13 protein-coding genes are annotated in these 19,112 nt (G+C 40.7%); 6 read left to right on the top strand and 7 right to left on the bottom strand.

Annotated elements, in window-relative coordinates; all coding sequences use genetic code 11:
• Position 1: 1 nt before the first annotated feature.
• From FKG96_RS05875 to FKG96_RS05855, 5 genes are read right to left on the bottom strand one after another with little or no spacing between them, the layout of a single operon-like run.
• On the bottom strand, positions 2-847 hold the full coding sequence (locus tag FKG96_RS05875) for a glycosyltransferase family 2 protein (protein WP_246860245.1): 846 nt from the start codon (positions 845-847) through the stop codon (positions 2-4).
• Positions 841-2,022, bottom strand: a complete 1,182-nt coding sequence (locus FKG96_RS05870; protein ID WP_149105207.1) for a glycosyltransferase — start codon at positions 2,020-2,022, stop codon at positions 841-843. The genes FKG96_RS05875 and FKG96_RS05870 overlap by 7 nt, the downstream gene beginning before the upstream one ends.
• Complete coding sequence (locus tag FKG96_RS05865; protein WP_149105206.1) at positions 2,015-3,124, bottom strand: EpsG family protein; 1,110 nt, start codon at positions 3,122-3,124, stop codon at positions 2,015-2,017. The genes FKG96_RS05870 and FKG96_RS05865 overlap by 8 nt, the downstream gene beginning before the upstream one ends.
• On the bottom strand, positions 3,121-4,323 hold the full coding sequence (locus tag FKG96_RS05860; RefSeq protein WP_149105205.1) for a glycosyltransferase: 1,203 nt from the start codon (positions 4,321-4,323) through the stop codon (positions 3,121-3,123). The genes FKG96_RS05865 and FKG96_RS05860 overlap by 4 nt, the downstream gene beginning before the upstream one ends.
• Before the next feature lie 22 nt (positions 4,324-4,345).
• Positions 4,346-5,806 carry a flippase gene (locus tag FKG96_RS05855; protein ID WP_149105204.1) on the bottom strand — a complete coding sequence of 487 codons (1,461 nt, stop codon included), beginning with the start codon at positions 5,804-5,806 and terminating at the stop codon, positions 4,346-4,348.
• A 228-nt stretch (positions 5,807-6,034) separates the two neighbouring features.
• Here FKG96_RS05855 and FKG96_RS05850 point away from each other — a divergent pair, with 228 nt between their 5' ends.
• Together FKG96_RS05850 and FKG96_RS05845 are read left to right on the top strand one after the other, a co-directional pair.
• Positions 6,035-7,675: a capsule assembly Wzi family protein gene (locus FKG96_RS05850; protein WP_149105203.1), complete on the top strand. Its 1,641-nt coding sequence runs from the start codon at positions 6,035-6,037 to the stop codon at positions 7,673-7,675.
• 399 nt (positions 7,676-8,074) lie between these two features.
• Positions 8,075-9,352, top strand: a complete 1,278-nt coding sequence (locus FKG96_RS05845) for a glycosyltransferase family 4 protein (RefSeq protein WP_130854374.1) — start codon at positions 8,075-8,077, stop codon at positions 9,350-9,352.
• Positions 9,353-9,476: 124 nt separating this feature from the next.
• Here the strand turns inward: FKG96_RS05845 and FKG96_RS05840 are convergent, their stop codons facing one another.
• On the bottom strand, positions 9,477-12,002 hold the full coding sequence (locus FKG96_RS05840; protein ID WP_149105202.1) for an SLBB domain-containing protein: 2,526 nt from the start codon (positions 12,000-12,002) through the stop codon (positions 9,477-9,479).
• A 168-nt stretch (positions 12,003-12,170) separates the two neighbouring features.
• Positions 12,171-12,341: a hypothetical protein gene (locus tag FKG96_RS26670; protein ID WP_165446889.1), complete on the bottom strand. Its 171-nt coding sequence runs from the start codon at positions 12,339-12,341 to the stop codon at positions 12,171-12,173.
• Positions 12,342-12,655: 314 nt separating this feature from the next.
• Here FKG96_RS26670 and FKG96_RS05835 point away from each other — a divergent pair, with 314 nt between their 5' ends.
• From FKG96_RS05835 to FKG96_RS05820, 4 genes are all read left to right on the top strand, one after another.
• Positions 12,656-14,101, top strand: a complete 1,446-nt coding sequence (locus tag FKG96_RS05835) for a lipopolysaccharide biosynthesis protein (RefSeq protein ID WP_149105201.1) — start codon at positions 12,656-12,658, stop codon at positions 14,099-14,101.
• A 242-nt stretch (positions 14,102-14,343) separates the two neighbouring features.
• On the top strand, positions 14,344-14,922 hold the full coding sequence (locus tag FKG96_RS05830; protein WP_130854376.1) for an RNA polymerase sigma factor: 579 nt from the start codon (positions 14,344-14,346) through the stop codon (positions 14,920-14,922).
• Positions 14,923-14,983: 61 nt separating this feature from the next.
• The gene (locus tag FKG96_RS05825; protein WP_149105200.1) at positions 14,984-15,967 is read left to right on the top strand and encodes a FecR family protein; all 984 of its coding nucleotides are present in this window, start codon (positions 14,984-14,986) and stop codon (positions 15,965-15,967) included.
• A gap of 21 nt (positions 15,968-15,988) precedes the next feature.
• Positions 15,989-19,102 carry a TonB-dependent receptor gene (locus tag FKG96_RS05820; RefSeq protein WP_149105199.1) on the top strand — a complete coding sequence of 1,038 codons (3,114 nt, stop codon included), beginning with the start codon at positions 15,989-15,991 and terminating at the stop codon, positions 19,100-19,102.
• Positions 19,103-19,112: the final 10 nt, after the last annotated feature.

The raw sequence follows: 19,112 nt of genomic DNA, 5'->3' as shown, positions 1-19,112 counted from the left end.
ATTATCTTCTTAACTTGACAATGGCCAATCGACGAATATACTTGATTAAGGAATAAAATACCAAAAATACATATTCTAAAAAGCCGACAACACCGAGCTGATAACCTAATCGCATGTTCTTAAGCTCGCCCTTTTCCATTTCCTTTAAATTGGAGGATAAACCGGAAAAACCAAAATTAGGTTTTCCATCCCCGGTAATCACCAAACTCTCGTTTAATAAAACACAATGATGCTCGTTACACACACGAATCCAAAAATTCCCTTCTTCTGCATAGCGCTGTTGTTCGTCAAAGTAACCGGTTTTATCCAGTACCTCACGCTTAAAAATCACGGTAGGGGTAACGAAAAAGGTTTTGTATAATAATAAATGTGCTGAAATAGGTGTTAGATGTTGAAACTTTTTAAACAACCATCTTTTCCAATATTCTCCATTACGATTGGTACCTAGAAAGTCGATTGTTGGATTGGCGCGCATGATACCGATTTGTTTTTCTAGTTTAGTAGGCAACCATTCATCATCGGCATCTAATAACGCGATGAAGAGGCCCTTTGCTTGACGCATACCTACGTTTCGAGCACAAGAAACACCACGGTTCGGTTGGTTAATCAACTTAAAGGTAATATGATCTGTATTTTGCGCTGTAATAAAACGCTGAACTTCATCTACTGATCGGTCACGGCTTCCATCGTTCACGATGATTACCTCCAGCGGTCGGTACTGCTGATTGACAACGGACGTTAGCGTTTTTTGAATACTCTGCTCTGCTTGATACATCGGAATAACCACGCTAACCAATGGCATTGTTGCTGTCGCATTTAGATGCGTTTCTCCCTGATTTGTTAACATAGAACTCGTTTTAGTTGTATTCTTAGCTCTTCTGCCACATTTGCCACGCCGAAATGTTCCTGTAGCATCTTAAATGCTACTTCCCTGTCTGTTTGGGATGGTGTTTTTAAATGTATAATGGAGCGAATGTATTGTTCCATCTCTTCTAAGGTATCAAATAACACTCCCGGAGGTTGCGCAACAATGGCAAAGATTTCGGAAAAGGATGGATTGCGTAATCCTAAAATGGGTTTATGAGCGGCAATAGCGTCCATAAGTGCACCGCTACCGGTTAATTCGTAACTATCCGTCCCATAACAAAACAGGGCATAATCAGCAGAGGCTAACGCCTCTTGGTATTCGGCAAGTGGCAACATTTCGCCTTTCTTGGGATAAACAACGTAAGAATTAACATAGGGTGCCATTTCGGGCAAAAGGTGCCCGACTACTCGAAAAATGAGCTTACGCTGCTCTATTTCTTCTTTAAACTGCTTAGCCAGCTCAAAAAAGTGTTGAGACCCTTTGGATAAACGCGCGACACCCAAGTGAACAAAGGTGACTACATTTGCTGATTTTTGCCTAGCTAACGGCGGTGGAAAAAGATAAGGATGCGGTATATAAAGTAAATGTGCAGGAGGTATCAACCGCTTTTCTTGGAGATAGCTTTGTGCCCGCCTCTCCAATACGATATAATATAAACCGCTCCGCTTCCTGCGAAAAGCATTTCGAAGCAGCCATGCGTATAAACGGTCAACGGCTTTATTTTGCGCTGAACTTTTTAGCAATTCCAATCCATGTAGTTGTACAATAATATTGCATTTTTTAAAGAAAAAGACACGGTAGCAACTCAGTAACCACTGAGCTGGTGGCGATAAAAAAGCAAAATAAACCAAATCTACAGCATCTCTGTGCGCCTGTATTAAAAGTTTAGTTAAAACCCAACACTCTGCTGCATGCTTATAAATCCATCGAATTTTATTAGCTGCCGATAGGGCCGGCACGTTTAAGGGTTTATGGGTAACTTGAGCACTCAATGGGCTCTGTTCTTTTAACGCTAGCAAATGATCCGGAGAGCACCATAGTGTAACAGCAGCCTCTGGATAGACGCATTGAAGCACCTGAAGCATGGCCGCATTGAAAGGCGCATGTTGATTACCCCGCATAAAAGGCTCGATATAGAATAATTGCTTACTCACGAATAATATCTGTTGGTGCAAAAACCGTTTCAAAAGGTACGTACAAATCATAGTACACAGAAATCAAGTTATAGAGTCGGAAAGCTCCAAACAACAATAACACTAAAAAAGCAACCAAACGTAAACCTTTATCTTTTAAATAAAAGACCAAATAGGCTAATACAAAAATTTCGAATAATAAAAAGCCGGTCGATAAGCGTGCCATAACGGGTAAGCTTACCATAAACAGAAAGTAAATTATATTACCAAATACAAGCAGGTTAAGATATCCGGTGTATTTTGCCCGATCTATTTGCGCAACATGCGGTTGAAAAGCGATAAATAGGGGTAAAAAAATGGCCCGTTTGGCGACACCAATGGCAAAGGCTACATAGAGATTGCCAGACATATCGAGTGTCTCTTCGTTGTAAAACAATAATTTCTCACCTACTCGGGAATCGACCCCGGCCAAGTGCATGGCTAAACGCGCCAATAGCCCGCCAATATCCACAAAACCTAAAATAAGCGATACTGATAACGAAATATAAATTAATTTTGGCGAAAAACGCATTGGATAAATCCAATAGGCAAAGATAAAAAATACCGCGGTGACATGTATGAGGGAAGCGATGGTAATGATGAAGATAAACGGGATGAAACGCCGCTTGATAATGGAAGGAATAGACCAAAGCGTAATGGAAATGGCTAGATATTGCCTTACAGCGAAGATATCGGCCATATAATAACAGAAATACAAAAAAAGACTCAGCAGCATGATGTTTTCATGCTTATAAATGAATCGCGCCTTTAAACCAATCGTTAAGATTGCAATGAGTGTTAGCAGTATGGAGTAATTATCCGTAAATACCTTTACTATATAGTTTAAATAGGTAAAGCCTCTCTCCATCATATTGGTTTCAGGCTTTTCAACATAGCTTTCTACTTTACTGAAATAATCGGTATATGAATACCAGTCGGTACCGACATTCCAACGTATCGAACTGATAAAAATAAGAACCAACACGAAAAACCAGAACAGGATATGCTTGATTTTCTCTGCATTTTTAATAAGATCTAAAAGTGCAAAGGTACCGAGAACCATATATAGGATAATGTAAATCAAAGCCTGGTGGTGTTGATGGTTTGTTTAACAGGAACAAAATCCGCTAAAACACGAGCAGCTGTCACCTTATTGTTTCTCATTTGATCGTTAAGTGCGCTCCGTGCCGCCACAAGTGCACTGATATGGTTCGCGATTTCCTGTGGATAGGCAATGATTCTTCGTTTAAATTCGGCCATATCGTTTACAACAAAATAGTCGGCCACACCCTTATACCCCTGTGCACTTGATTGATGTACAAGCAGAGGTATGCCCTTTTGAATGGCCTCCATCACTTTAATCTTAACGCCACCTCCTAATGAAACCGGTACTACCATCAGATCGCATTGTTTAATATAAACGTCTATATCTTCAACAGCTCCTGTTATATGAATATTGGCCGATTGCAGCTGTTGGATCTCTATTACGGGATTTTTCCCGACGATATAAAAATGATAGCTTGGGTCTTGCTCGATTAACGGGTGGAATACGTCTTTTACAAAGTGCAAAACACCTTGGATATTGGGGTACCAATCCATCATACCGATAAAAAGGAGATGGCGACACTGTTGTTTATAGTGATCTTTTACAGGCTTCAGCGGTAGCGCGGGGGATAATAGATAACTCTGCTGATCATTATTTCGAATCTTATTAAATAATTGCTGATCATATTCGGAAATTGCAATAAGCCCATCGGCTTCCCGCACTACACGGTGCTCTATTGCCCGATAGCGGAAATTGGCCAAACGATATAGCTTTCTTTTGAGCGGATGGGCGATACGGAATTGTATATACTCGAGATGATTCTCATATTCATAATTATGTTGATTAAGCACAATGTTAATTGTTGGACGGAGTCGGCGGATAGCCGGAAGAAGATAAGCCGAGTAAAGTTCTAATATAACGATCGCATAATCATTTTGCTGCAATTTTTTAATAACAGCGCGACGCAATGCCGGAGATTCACGAAAAATATTGTGCCCTCGTTGTAAGAGTCTAATCCGTTCGCGGGTAGGATGAATAGGCTCTACCTGCACCTCCTCGATACTGCACGGCAGCTTACTAAGCAACTCTTGGCCGTAAGCGGTGCGCGGCCCCTGAAGGGTAAGGACATCCGTGGATACTTGCGAAGCAAAGGCTAATACATTGTTCATCGCATACATAGATGCACCATCGCCCGTAATATCGATACGTAGAGCTATATATAATAGTTTTGCTGCCATTGCGTGCCCAAAAATACAATTATTAACGTTTTAATGAATTCTTTGCTTTACCTAGTTTTGCCTGAAGCATTTCCAAGAGTGCTGATAAGTGAGGATTATGAAAGGCAAAGCGTTGAATACCTCCATAAACCAATATGGCGACAGATATAATTAGGACCAATTGCAACGGGACTGAGGAGATATTAACCACAATTAACGGACAAACTACAACAACAGGTAGCGATGCTAATAATGCTTGCCAGAGCAATTTCCATGCGGGCCGAAAATTTACTTTCCTCAAGGCATAAAAAATCAGTAAGGCTAAAACGGAAAACTCGGTAATGACAGACGAAAGGGCTGCACCTACCTGGCCTAAAAAAGGAATGAGGCTAAAGTTGATGAGCAGGCTGATAAGCATTCCTATGATAGCGGCTTTGAAAAACAGCCGTTCATTATTAGTTGGATTTAGAATCTGCATGCCGAAGACGTTACTTAAGCTGATAAACAGGATAGAAGGGGCCAAGATTTGCAGCGACTTAACCGCTTCTATGAATTGCGAACCAGCATACAACTTGATGACCATAGGAGCCACTATGTATAAACCAATGCTGGCCGGTACACTCAACAATATGGTGTATCCAAAAGATTTTTCCAGTAATAAGTTCGCGCTTTGTTCATTTGCTTCGTGGAATGCCTTGGAGAGCGGGGGAATCAAAACGGTGGAAAATGCAACGAAAATCATAACGACCAATTTAATAAGACGAGCAGAGGTTGCATAATAACCAACCTGCGCAGGTGTTGACAAAAAACCCAGCAAAGCGGTATCCAACACGGTATAAACACTGGTCACCAAACCTAGTGAAAAAATATATAACAAAGCCTTTCCGTGCTTTTTAAAGATATTTCGACTTCGACGAAGGTGAACAAAGCGTTTTGCATAAGTAATATTAAAAAGCACATTAATCAATACAGATATACAGGATATCCCATAGTACCATACTTCATCACCCGGTTTATTTACCAATAAAAAGATAGCCAATATGGAGAAGGCACGTACCACCAAGGTTCTTTTCGTAATATAAGGAAACTCCTCCAAGCCTTGAAATAGCCACTCAATCGCCAAGCTCTGAAAAAACAATGCACCTGCGCCGAGGTAAAATAAGGGGCGATACACTTCAAAATGCGACGAGGTGAAAAAGATGCCCACATACAGCGAAACAGCAAGTGCTGTGGTTGATAGATGGATAATCAGTAATTCGCTAAAGACTTGTGATCGCTTTTCCGGGTTGCCTTTACTTTTAGCAATTTCTCTTACACCGTATATGGGAATACCTAAAGCTGCTGCTAAAATAAAATATTGTGTAACACTGTCTACAAAACTTACGTTTCCAATACCGACAGGTCCTAAGACCCTCGAAATATAGGGAAAAGTGATCAGGGGAAATAAAATCTGACTGATAGATAAAAGAATATTATAAAATGCATTCTTTTTAATGGTGCCCATGGTAAGGACAAACTTAGATAAATTGCTTTTATATACAACAAAATAGTTTAGCAATTGCTAGACAGCAGGCAACTATATAACGTATGAAGGGAAAGGGGTAAAGTAAATAAATGGAAATATAGCCTTTTGTTGAATAAGCTTTGACAAAAGGGCTTAAGATAAATGTCTTAAAAAAACTACCTTTGCCATCTCGGCATGCATCTTGCTAGGAGCACTTATTATTCTAATATGAGAAAATACGTATTTGTTTTTTTAATCGCCTTCATTTCCCTGCACATCTTTTCGTCTTTTGTACATGCGCAGGCTCAATACATACCGTTTTCTCATCAACTCTATCAAAAACTTGATCGGACACTTTATAGTAAAGATACCCGGTTGCATACGAGTATCAGGCCACTTGTGCTGGATTCAGTCTTACAGCCAGCCTATGACTCGATCATGGCTTTAGGCGTTCGCGATCGACATACCTGGCTTGGACGGAAGCTGTTTAATGAGCACTTGATTGATATAAAAAAAGCGGATTATACCTTTTATGCCGACTTTCTTCCAGATTTTCAGATTGCTCGGTCATTTAATGAAAAACGAAATCCATGGACTAACACACGTGGATTTCAAGCAGGTGTCACCATCGGTAATAATTTTTCATTCTATACTAGTTTTTATGAGAATCAGGCTTTGTTTCCTGATTATGTAACCGATTATATAGAAAGAAATAAAGTGATTCCCGGGCAGTTTGGCAAGCTTTATGACCAAAGAACTGGCCGTAGCCAAGATTGGGCCTATGTAACAGCCAATGTATCTTATACACCGATCAAGTATTTAAATATTACCTTAGGGTATGATAAAAATTTTATTGGGGATGGCTATCGCTCCATGCTACTGTCAGACGTTTCCTCTCCGTATACGTTTTTGAAATTAACCGGCACGTTAGGAAATGTTAAGTATATGAGTATGTGGACTTATATGCTTGACCCCTTTGCCTCAAGAGATAGCAGTACGGTGACTGATATCTACAACCGAGAGAATATGGGTGACCTCGGGAAATGGGGTGCTTTCCAATACCTAAGCTGGAATGTAAATAACCGACTTTCGATTGGCTTATTTCAATCCATTTTATGGGCACCAAAGAATGCCGGAGGCAGGCGTGGTTTCGATGTCAACTACCTGAATCCGATCATCTTCTTGCGCCCTATAGAAACAGCAAATACCAATTCGCCGGATAAAGTACATATCGGCGCTACCGCGAAATATAAAGTGCTAGACAATATGTCGGTTTACGGGCAACTATTGCTGGGTGAGCTCTATACCAAAGAGCTATTCAGTGGCAGCGGTTACATCAATAACAAAAATGCTCTCCAATTGGGCTTCCGAGGCTTTGACGCATTTGGCATTAAGAACTTGAACTTTTTGGGCGAGTACAATAGTGCAAGACCTTACACCTATCAGCACTTTACGCCGATAACAGCTTATACGAATTACAACCAGCCATTAGCCCATATATTAGGCGCTAATTTCAGGGAGTTTGTGGGACGCCTTCATTACTCCTTTCAGAAATTTGATTTTTCTTTTCATGGAAATTTTGCCAGATATGGTTTGGATCCGAGTAATAGTATAAACTACGGGGGAAATATTTTTAAATCATATGAAAATTACGTTCAGTTGTATGGTAACCACATCGGCCAAGGGCTGACAACAGATCTTACTTATTTAGATCTTCGGGCAGCCTATTTAATTAATCCTAAATATAATTTACGCTTCGAAGTTGGTGGCGTCTTTAGACAGGAAAAAAATGACAGCTGGACGAACAAAACGGCTGTTTTGAATATTGGCTTAAGAGCTTCATTTAGGAACTGGTATCAGGATTTTTAGCGCGATCTGCTAATTGGCCAAACCGAATGATCTTTTTTTTGTTGAAATTGCAGGAAAAATAAATTAATCAGTTTAATTTGGCAGCATTGTTGTAGCAAAATATCCTAAAAGGCCGTTATTAGAAAACCTTTTATTTACAAATATTTTTGACAGATGATTTTAATACCAAGGCGAATTTGTGTATAGAGCAAATAAGAGAATCGACGTAGATAGGTTGTGAGTTGGGATAGCTTTGCCTAGCGGGTTGACCGTTCGCAAAAGCATATTGCATATTACATATTACATATTGCATATTAAGTAATTTATTTAACAAAAAAATCCATTGATTGATCACCGTCTTTGGTGAAATATATAAATTCACTTACCTTTGGTATTGAATGTTTAACTAAAACGATTCGTATGCTAACATCATTACTTCCTTTTATACTTGCATTCCTAACTGCCTTAGTTGCGATTCCTGCAATTATTAAGATCGCTTATTCGAAAAGGCTGGTGGATGACCCCTCGCTTGAGTCTAGGAAGATACATAAACATTCAGTACCTAATTTGGGTGGTGTAGCGGTATTTAGTGCTTTTGCTTTGGTTAGTTGTCTTTTTATTAATGACAACATGTTGCCAAAAGCGAACTTCATTTTTGCCTCAGGCATCATCATCTTTACCATTGGCCTTAAGGACGATCTAATTGCATTGGATCCCTATAAAAAATTTATTGCCCAGTTTATTACCGCCTTTATCGTAGTTTATTTTGCCGATATCCGTTTTACTAATTTCTATGGCGTAATGGGGATTCATGAGATTGGTCCTATTTTGAGTTATACCTTTACAAGTTTCGTTGTGGTATTTATTATTAACGCCTTCAACTTGATTGATGGAATCAACGGCTTGTTGGGATCGATCTCTGTTTTTGTCAGTTTAGTTTATGGAGCACTGTTCTATTTTGTAGACGAAAAGGGTTTAAGTATTCTTAGCTTTAGTATGGCAGGTGCGGTTTTGGGTTTCTTAAAATACAATATGAGAAAACGTGCCCAAATATTTATGGGCGATGCCGGAGCTTATTCCATTGGCTTCATTATAGCGATCTTAAGCATTCGGTTTGTAGAAATCTATAAATTTGATGCTATAACAAATCCTTATCCCTGGGTGCACGCCGCCCCTGCGGTGGCCATAGCTTTATTGATTATGCCTATTTTTGATACCTTCCGTGTCTTTACCCTTCGGATATTACGAGGAAAATCTCCTTTTATGGCCGATCGGAACCATTTACATCATCGATTATTAGATTTGGGTTTAACACATTTACAGGCTTCCGGCATTATTGTGACCACGAATGTACTCATTGTTTCTTTAGCACTCTCTATTCAAAATCAAATGCAAACTGCTGAATTAATGATGTTAATCGTATTGGCCACCATATTTTTCAACATGATGCTATGGATTTACGAGGTGAGAAACGTAAACAGAATCCATGTTATTCAAAGAGCACGATCCATTGCGTCTAAAGCAAATAAAAATTTGGCATCTAACTTAGAAAAGGTAAACAATACGGCTATAGATTCAAGTTTAGCGGAAGTACGCATGCTTGCAGCAAAGGAATACTTAAATGGCCACCGTGAATCGGAAGCCGCAAAACGTTTTACTCAGGAAGTGTTGGATAATCTGGAAAGAAGTAAAAATTAGCTCTTCAAAGCGCCATTATATCTCGTATCCGAATAAACTTCTCAAAATTTTGCGACTATATATATTCACTAGGATGATGTGATTGATTTTTACGTCAAAGTATTGCGCCTCCTGCTTCTTTATTTTAACGGAATAGCGCAACAATAACGCCAACCGTAGTAGCTAGACTACCCCCGAGGCCTATCCATTGAGCGGCACTTATTCGACCCCTTGCTTCTCGCTGAGGAACAAAAATTTCTGCTCCTGGCTTAATCTTTGGATAATTATTAAAAAAGAGAAACTTAGACGTACTGCGGGCTGAACCATTAGCATAAACAACGTATGCTCTCTTCTTTAATGCACGCTCCGAAAATCCCCCTGCCTGAGAGATATATTCCTTAAACCCTTTATTTGATGAATATATCACTGTTACGGGTGAAAGCACCTCACCGCTTACTCTAACGGTTTGCAATTGTTTAGGAATATGCAAAACGTCACCTTCTTCAAGAATTAGATCATTACTTCCTTCGGGATGCCGAAGAATCTCATTCATATTGATGCCAACATAGCTGTTATTGACCGCAGACCGTTGTACGGCTCCCAATTCGTTCGGATTAATTGTGCTCTTTTGCAATGCATTTAAACGCTCAACTCGTTCTTGAAAACGTTCCTGTTCCAATTTTGATTTACGTTCAAACTGATTTCCCGTTGAATCCAGCTCGTCTTCCAAGATACTTTTGCGTTTTAGAGAAGCTCCATCAGTGTAAGCATAAGCCGTAAATCCTCCCGCTCTCTTAATCAAATCAGATACACGCTCGTCTTTACGGGTAAGTATATATTGACCGGGATAAAGTATTTCGCCCTCAATACGCACGGACCGTTGTCTTTGGTATCCTTTAGCTAGTCGAACATTGATAACGTCGAATGGCTGTAACACAAAATCTTCTGCTCCTGAGAGATCTCGTTCAATATTAACATGATAAATTTCGGAGGTATGAGCCGATTGTGACATTACATTGCTTTCTTTAATGCGTCTGGCAATTTCGATTCGCTTGGCCGAGGCGGCTTCCGTAAATCCTCCTGCCTGGACAATGAGCTCTTTTAAAGTCATCCCTTCAGCAAAGTCGTAAGTTCCGGCATTGCGTACTTCACCATCGATTTGAATCTTATAGGCAGTTTTTAGATCAAAAATGGATGATATTACCACCTCGTCCTCTCGTTTTAAAGGTATATCGTTTTGGGTCCCCGCTAAAATGTCAGCAACAGAGAACGCCACTTGCTCTTTTTCAAGATTTTCTTTGAGCCGCGTTATGTAACCGCGATTCATAAACGCATCTTCTTTTACTCCATCAGCTTTCTTAATAAGCATACTTAAGGTTAAGCCCTGACTCAATTCGTAAACGCCAGGACGAAAGACGGCACCTGATATACGCACTCTGTTCGTATACCGATCCAATATCCTGCCTACGCGATATTTATCACCACTCTGAGGCAAATAGACCCCGAACTGAGATGCCAGAACATCCTCTACCCTACGTTCAGTTGCGGTATTTTTAAAGACAGTAATACGCGTCCTATAAGCTTCTTCATCAAAACCTCCGGCATAGGTCAGTAACTGATCAAATGTTTCGCCTTCCTTTAATTCGAAAATAGCGGGTCGTTTCACCCGCCCTCTTATTTCGACGCGACTAAGATAAGGCGCAACCTGGATAATATCCTGGTCTTGTAGGACAATATTATTGCGAAGACTTCCATTTAGCAAAAAGTCATAAACATCAATTATTGATTCTTCTCTGTCGTTGCGAATGATTTTAATTTGTCGCATGGTACCTTTATCATTGGGGCCGCCCGCCGCATACAGTGCGTTAAAGGCTGTGGCTACAGAAGGTAAAGTATAGGTTCCTGGTTTTACAACTTCTCCAGTTACAATAACACGAATACTGCGAATATTACCTACACTCACGTTTAATCGAGTGCTGCCATTTCGTAACCCACTATAAATTGCTCTCATTTTGTCCTTAATGCGAATAATAGCCTGTTCAATAGTTATTCCAGCAATAGGCACTACTCCCACATAAGGAATGTTGATAGCTCCTTCAGGGCTAACTGTTAATGAATAACTTGCCTCCGAATTGCCATATAGCTCCAACAACAATTCATCATCTGCCCCGATTACATAATTTTTAGGTGTCGCCATCCGTAAATTCGGTTCGAATTTGGTATTCGATCCCTGAAAAATGTCTGCTCCGAAAATTCTCAGTTCTTCTCTTGGTGATTTTAGATTATCTTGATGAAGCTTCAATAGGGTATCAGCTTCGTTAGTCGCTCCTTGTACCTGCCTTCCTACTTTACGCTTATCGCCAGTAGAAGTATTTGTGGCAGGGGCCTGTAGTGCTTGATCCTGTTCTTGGATTGTCTGTAAGCGTTGTGTTAATTTCTCAATTTCCTCGCTTGGCATCCCAGAAGAAACAGCCATTTGCATCAATTCCTCCTGTGTCATACCAGAAGCATTGGCTTGCTGCAAATACGCGCGAAGCTGATCATCAGTAAGGTCATCCACCTTGATCATGCTTAGGTCAGTAGCGCTCAAGTTTTGCGCATAACCATAACTAGGAATCAACAAAAAAAAGCAAAAAGAAAAGAAGCAATATAAGATTATTCGTTTATACATAAAGGTAGTACTCTTCAATGAACGCCTACAGAAAAAATCGTTCAATAAAACCTATGCAAATAAACAGTTTTATTTATATATGTCATAATTTTAAACCACCATACGAATAAATAAAAAACTCCTGTCGTATTCGGCAGGAGTTTTGGCGTGTTTTATTTTTAAGCACACTCATACTTTCGATTCCGTATCATACACTTCCGTGTAAGACGATCTTCGCAATTGTTCATCCAATTCTATTTCTTCCTCCAACGAAATAGTCGCTGCATGTTGGTATTCATAAGCGATCCAACCCCAAAGCGCTATAAAAAGGACTACCGTAAAAACAATAAAAGACATCATGTGTTTGGTTTGTTGATTTGAAAAAAGTTTAATAATCTGTTAGCTACTCCATAAACACCTGGAACACAACCCGTGCATCCAGTTCCTCACAACACGTAAAAAACGATTTGTGCTTGCTAGCCCCTCTAATGGTTTATATCACATCTTGTTAGGTATAAACAAACCTAATTGTTTGCTTCGATATTTGCAACAGTAAGTTCATTTTTTTTTAAACATTATTTAATGTCCTGAAATGTATACAAAAATACACAATAACAAACCACCTCTTGCAATAACGAATCTTTTGAGGGAGCTTTGGCTGTTATCCATTACACATGTCGCTTAAAACAAAAGCATTTAAAGGTTTCGCCTGGAATTCTTTGGAAAATATGCTGGTAAGGGGAGTAAGCTTTATCATCAGCATACTGATCGCGCGGGTGGTCAGTCCGGAAGCTTACGGTCTGGTAGGTATGCTAAGCATATTTTTAGCCTTATCAACGCTTTTTATAGAAGGTGGTTTTAGCAAAGCCCTTGTACAACGAAAGGATTGTTCACAGCTGGATTTTAGCACGGTTTTTTATTTTAACATCGTAGTTAGTCTGTTGATCTATGTTATTCTTTATTTCTCCGCACCTTTTATTGCCCGGTTTTACCATCAGCCGGTGCTGATAGCCTTAACAAGAGTTATGGGCTTGCAATTCATTATTGCGTCTTTTATCGTAGTACAGCGCGCCAAGCTGCTTATTGATATCGATTTTAAAACACAGGCAAAAATCAACGTGATGGCCGTCATTATAAGCGGCGCGGCGGGTTTATATATGGCATATGATGATTTCGGCGTCTGGGCGCTGGTAGGACAAAACCTATCGCTCACCTTAGCCACCTCTATGTTCATGTGGTTGCAAGCCAAGTGGCGTCCAAGTTGGGCTTTCTCATGGCAAGCTTTTCGCGAAATGTTCGGTTATGGTTCCAAAATTCTCGCTGCGGGCCTGTATTCTACGGTTTTGACGAACGTATACACCATCGTGATCGGTAAATGGTATCACTCCAAGGCCTTAGGTTTTTATGCACGGGCCAACTCATTGGCCGAGCTTTCTTCGGGAACAATCAACCTTATTATCACGAATGTTACTTTTCCTCTTTTTTCTGCTATTCAGCAAGATCGGAAGAAGCTTATTAGCATCTACAGCAGAACGGTAGCCATGACGGCTTTTATTATTTTTCCGAGCATGACACTCTTCGCCGTGATATCGAAGCCTTTTATTTTGCTTTTCCTGACAGAAAGATGGTTACCTGCAGCGCCTTTATTGCAGTGGTTATGTCTGGCGCGCATGTTTACCCCCATTAGTTCGCTGAACCTGAACCTACTGAATGCCGTGGGACGTTCGGATCTTTTTTTAAAGACGGATTTATCTAAACTACCGATTATCATCGCTGCCATGTTCATCACCTTACCGCTCGGTACAAAAGCTGTGGTGATTGGAAGTTTTATAGTAAATACCCTAAGCTATTTTATTAATGCCTATCCTTCCGGCATTTTGTTCGGTTATGGCCCTTTGAAACAGTTGAAGGACTGCTATAAGGTTATTATTGCGACAATAGGCATGGCATGCTGCAGCTACGGAAGCATGCTGCTGGTGAACCGCCCATTTATGCAGTTGATTCTAGGGGTACTGACTGCGATCATCGGTTTCTTCGGAATGGCCTATCTCCTTAAAATAAAAGAGATGGATGAGTTAGGCTATGCCTTAGCTAAATTAAAAAAATCGAAACGAAAATAAGTCGTTGGCGGCTTAGCTCTTTCACCACTTTTACCGCAATGCAATGAAGTGCGGAAATCAATACGAATTATACCCTCTCCTCTAAGAAAGAAACCAGGATAAAAGACGAGAATCCCAAAAAATACAAAGACAAAACCCAACAACAACTACAGATAACGATACGGTAGTCCGAAAAAAAGACAAAAAAACAAAAAAAGATCATTTAAAAACAAAAAACGCTAGTTTTACATTGTTTTTCCGCAATGACTCAACCAAAGACTATACATATCGATGAAATCAACCGAATAAAACGCTTAAAAGAAGGATGTACACGAACCTTTCAAGATATTTATACGCACTTTAGACATCCGGTTTATTCATACCTCGTTAAGAAGACACAATCAGAGGAGAACGCCAAAGAGATAATGCAACTTACCTTTATCAAATTCTGGCGATATTGCAGCCATCTCTCACCGGAACTTCCTATAACTACACAACTATTTAGAATAACGCGAACTTGTTTAATTGATTTTTTACGTGAAAAAGCGCATGAGCGTGCGGTAAAATTGTCCTTATCGCACGACTTAAGCCATCGAATCGACCCAGAACTTCCACCGCTTTCCAATTTGGCCTATGAGGACCTGATAAAACATTTGGACAACTTGCCTCCTATCAGAAAAAAAGTTTTTTATTTAAGTAAAGTAGAAGGTTATTCGAACAAAGAGATTGCCGCTCAAATGAACATCTCGGTCAAAACAGTTGAAGATCATATGACAAAAGCGCTTAAAAAATTGCGCTCTAGCATTGTTTTCCCTATTCTTTTGATAATTTCTCAATTTTAATTTCCAATGAGCAGGGGTTTCTTCCCTTCTAAACCGTATTGCTTCAATAGAATGATACGGTATGCTAGATAAAGACTTATTCAAACGCTTTCTCGAAAATAAATGCAACGCTGAAGAAGCGGAACGTATAGCAAATTATCTAAAAACTCATCCCGAGGCTTTTGAGCTGTTATTACCCGAAACAGAGTGGGAACAGACATTACAGGAGTATAGTTACGATAAAAAACACCGTGTTTATCGCCTAAGTCCATGGATTTATAAAGCAGCCATCGTCCTGCTTTCACTGGGGGCCATTCACCTGCTTTATGAAAGGCAGCGAGACCAAAAGAAAGTCCTAATCCAAAATAAGGAGATTGCTACGATAGGCAATAGTGAAGTGAAAGAGAACATAAGTGATAAAACCTTATTTTTTACCTTGGAAGACGGCAGCGATATTCAGCTGGAACCAAACAGTAAAATCGAATTCCCTATTGATTTCACGTCTAATCGTACCATTACCCTTACCGGAATGGCCGTGTTTAATGTAGCAAATGATCCGGAACATCCTTTTAAAGTATTGGCAAAAGACGTAGAAACTACGGTGTTGGGTACCCGATTCGAAATAAGTGCTTTTCCAAAGCAAGATCAGGTATCAGTTCGGTTACTAACAGGCAAAATAAGCGTTCGCAATAAAAACCATCAGAAAAGAACGATTCTTATACCAGGTCAACAATACACCTTGACACCTACAGGTTCCAGTGTAACGAACTTCCGCCGTAAAGAACTTAAAAAAACGAATAAACCACTTATCAATACAACATCAACGGTAACACGCAAAGGAGATAGCCTACTATTTGATAAACAACCATTAAGCTTTGTGTTCACCGTGCTTAGCAAAGAATTTGATACCCCAATCAATTTTAATAAGGATGCCGTTCGTAAGAAATTCTTTACGGGATATGTCATCAAAAGTAGATCGCTGGAAAAAGAGTTAACAAACATCGTATTAATGAACAAGCTAACATTGGAGAACGACACTACACACCATAGATTACTCATTAAATAAAACAATTTAACCCAATCAAGCATGAAGAAAACACCTACATTTTTAAAATGCCGATTACCGGTCATGTTGCTGCTTACCATCCTTTTTAGCCATCTGTTCGCGACAGCGCAAAGCGGTCGAAGTATCAGTGGAGCTGTATCGGATGCAGACGGCGAGATCATTCCGGGAGTATCGGTGCAGCTTAAAGGAGCCAACAACTACACAGCGGCTACCATGACTAACGCAAGTGGCATTTTTAATTTTGAAAATTTGCCGACCAATGGACCTTACACACTTACGTTCAGTTATATTGGTTTTGAGAAAAAAACACTTACCGGTTATGAAGTAAGGTCGGGGGAAAAGATATCTATTTCGGTAAGTCTGACCGCTGACGTAGCCGACTTGGATGAAGTGATCGTAACAGGCTATAGCACGCAACGTCGTCGGGAAGTGACGGGGGCAGTTGCAACCGTAGGCGCGAAGGAAATCGAGAACATTCCGGTTCAATCTTTTGACCGCGCTATGCAAGGACAGGCAGCCGGTGTACAAATAAACGCAGCCAGCGGGGTACCCGGCGCACCGGTGCAAATGAACATCCGTGGTGTAGGCTCAATAACTGCAGGCACCCAGCCCTTGTTTATTATTGATGGTGTACAGATGAACAGTACCACCACCACAACTACCACTGCCAGCAACCCGCTCGCCTTTCTGAACAATAATGATATTGAATCGATTACGGTACTTAAAGATGCTGCCGCGGCTTCCATCTATGGCGCACAGGCGGGAAATGGTGTGGTGGTTATTACTACGAAGAAGGGGAAAGCCGGACAAAGCCAAATCAATTTCAACACGTATATTGGATTTACGGCACCCATGCCGAGCATAGATATGATGTCTACACAACAGTTCTTGCAGGCACGCATGGAAGCGGTGAAAAACAGATACCCAAATCGAATGGACTCGGTAAATCGTCGAAATGTGCTGACAGGCCTTGGCTTAGATCCTACACTTTCCGATGCTGATTTAGCGGCTTTACCCACCTACGATTGGCAAGATGCAGCGTTTAGAAATGGTTCTTCTCAAAATTATGAGCTGTCTTTCAGCGGTGGTACGGAAAAGACCAGCGTCTTTTTATCGGGATCTTATAACAAGCAACAAGGAGCTGTTATCGGACTGGATTTTAACCGAGCTACCGCGAAAGCTAATATCAGTCATAAAGCAACTGATTGGCTAACGGTCGATTTTAACTCAAGTTTTGGATCGGTGGTACAGAACGGGATTTCGGGCAGCGGCGGAAGTACAGGTAATTTTGCTGCACCGCAATACGCGGCTCCGATGATGTTACCTTTTGTGCCAATATATAATCTGGATGGCTCTTTTAATGCTCCAACTAGCGGGCTGCCGGGTGATATGCGCCACAACCCCATCTTTGCAACAGAGGTCAATGAGATTAAAAGTCGCACGCGATCCTTAGTTGGGAATACGGCTTTTACGGCTAGGATCACCAAGGATTTATCTTTCAAGTCCTTCTATGGCCTCGACTACCGGACGGTCTTCGCTGCCAATTATACAGATCCGCGTACCATTGACGGTTTTGCTCGTAGAGGTTTACTTCAGATCAGAAGTTATGAAAACATCAACTTTATGACGAATCAAACTTTTAACTATAATAAGGTTATCAATAATAAGCATTCACTTTCTGGAATTCTGGGAGTCGAATATAGAAGCGAAACGCGCGACTATAACTTCTCTTCGGGTGAAGGTTTTCCTACTTTTCAATTTCAAACTATGGAAGCAGCCGCAGCCCCGGTTAGTGTAACTGGTACTTGGAGTGGCTTTAAACGCCTGGGATTTTTTGGACAGGCCAACTATGATTATGATAAAAAGTACTTTGTGAGCGCAGTACTTCGATATGATGGTTCTTCCCGATTTGGTGCCAACAATCGCTTTGGTTGGTTCCCTTCTATTTCAGGTGCTTGGGCAATTGATCAGGAGGATTTCTTGAAAGGAACACCTTGGATCGATCAATTGAAACTGCGTCTAAGTTATGGTGAAACAGGTAACGACCAGGTAGATAATTTTGCCTCACGTGGTCTATACAGTGGCAATGGCCCATATAATTCATTACCTGGCATACGTCCGAGCAGTGTAGAAAATCAAGATCTTAAATGGGAACGTAATGTTACGTATAATATCGGCTTGGATTTGGCTTTCTTTAATAGCCGAGTGGCTTTTACAGCAGAAGCCTTCAGAAGGACCAGTAAAGATCTGCTATTGGAACAACCCTTACCCTATACCAGCGGATATGCTAACATTGCACGGAACCTCGGTGAATTGAGAAACCAAGGGCTTGAATTCTCCCTGAACACACATAATATCAAAAGTAACGATTTCAATTGGACATCTAGTTTCAATATTACCTTTATCGATAATCAGGTGACGAAACTGTATGATGGCTTGGATGTATTACCGGGCGATCAAACCATTCGTGTGGGATCGCCTTTGTATTCTTACTTTCTTGCTCAATATGCCGGTGTAAACGCTGCTACAGGAAAGGCAATGTGGTACGATGGGGATGGTAATATCACCTACAACCCAGTGAGCCCGGCCGATTGGAAAGTTTATGGTAGCCAACTGAGTGATGTGTACGGTGGTTTCACTAATACGTTTAGCTATAAAGGGATTGAGTTATCGGCCTTTTTCCAATATGATTATGGACGCGATCTATACAATTCGCAGAACACTTTTTGGATGCGCAATGCGGCGACCTTACGCAATGGCTTAGAAAGCAATTTCCTTGATAGATGGACCACACCCGGGCAGGTAACAGATAGCCCACGTCCGATTGATGGGGGTTCCGAATCCAATATGGCGAGCCAATACCGTAGTAGCAGTCGCTTTTTGGAGGACGCTTCGTACATTCGGTTAAAGACGTTGACCCTGGCCTACACCCTCCCCGCCCATGTAGCGGCTAAAATCAAAGCGCGCCAAATCCGCGTTTACGCGCAAGGCGTTAATTTAATTACTTGGACTAAATGGTCGGGTTATGACCCCGAATTTTATATTGATCCATCGCCTAACGCGACCTTTACCTCCAATCAAGGAGCTATTCCACCCTTAAGAAGCTACACCTTTGGTTTGCAAGTAGGTTTTTAATAGAAATTGA

Origin of the sequence: Olivibacter sp. LS-1, from assembly GCF_008245145.1 — a bacterium.
Taxonomy (GTDB): Bacteria; Bacteroidota; Bacteroidia; order Sphingobacteriales; family Sphingobacteriaceae; genus Olivibacter; species Olivibacter oleidegradans.
The sequence above is the reverse complement of the archived record's forward strand: the minus strand, read 5'-3'. Positions and strand labels throughout refer to the sequence as shown.

Bases quoted from the DNA above. Each gene is read 5' to 3' on its own strand.
- FKG96_RS05835 (WP_149105201.1), top strand. From the start codon at position 12,656: ATGTCGCTTAAAACAAAAGCATTTAAAGGTTTCGCCTGGAATTCTTTG.
- FKG96_RS05820 (WP_149105199.1), top strand. From the start codon at position 15,989: ATGAAGAAAACACCTACATTTTTAAAATGCCGATTACCGGTCATGTTG.
- FKG96_RS05860 (WP_149105205.1), bottom strand. From the start codon at position 4,323: ATGGCAGCAAAACTATTATATATAGCTCTACGTATCGATATTACGGGC.
- FKG96_RS05845 (WP_130854374.1), top strand. From the start codon at position 8,075: ATGCTAACATCATTACTTCCTTTTATACTTGCATTCCTAACTGCCTTA.
- FKG96_RS05850 (WP_149105203.1), top strand. From the start codon at position 6,035: ATGAGAAAATACGTATTTGTTTTTTTAATCGCCTTCATTTCCCTGCAC.
- FKG96_RS26670 (WP_165446889.1), bottom strand. From the start codon at position 12,341: ATGATGTCTTTTATTGTTTTTACGGTAGTCCTTTTTATAGCGCTTTGG.
- FKG96_RS05825 (WP_149105200.1), top strand. From the start codon at position 14,984: ATGCTAGATAAAGACTTATTCAAACGCTTTCTCGAAAATAAATGCAAC.
- FKG96_RS05830 (WP_130854376.1), top strand. From the start codon at position 14,344: ATGACTCAACCAAAGACTATACATATCGATGAAATCAACCGAATAAAA.
- FKG96_RS05840 (WP_149105202.1), bottom strand. From the start codon at position 12,002: ATGTATAAACGAATAATCTTATATTGCTTCTTTTCTTTTTGCTTTTTT.
- FKG96_RS05875 (WP_246860245.1), bottom strand. From the start codon at position 847: ATGTTAACAAATCAGGGAGAAACGCATCTAAATGCGACAGCAACAATG.
- FKG96_RS05855 (WP_149105204.1), bottom strand. From the start codon at position 5,806: ATGGGCACCATTAAAAAGAATGCATTTTATAATATTCTTTTATCTATC.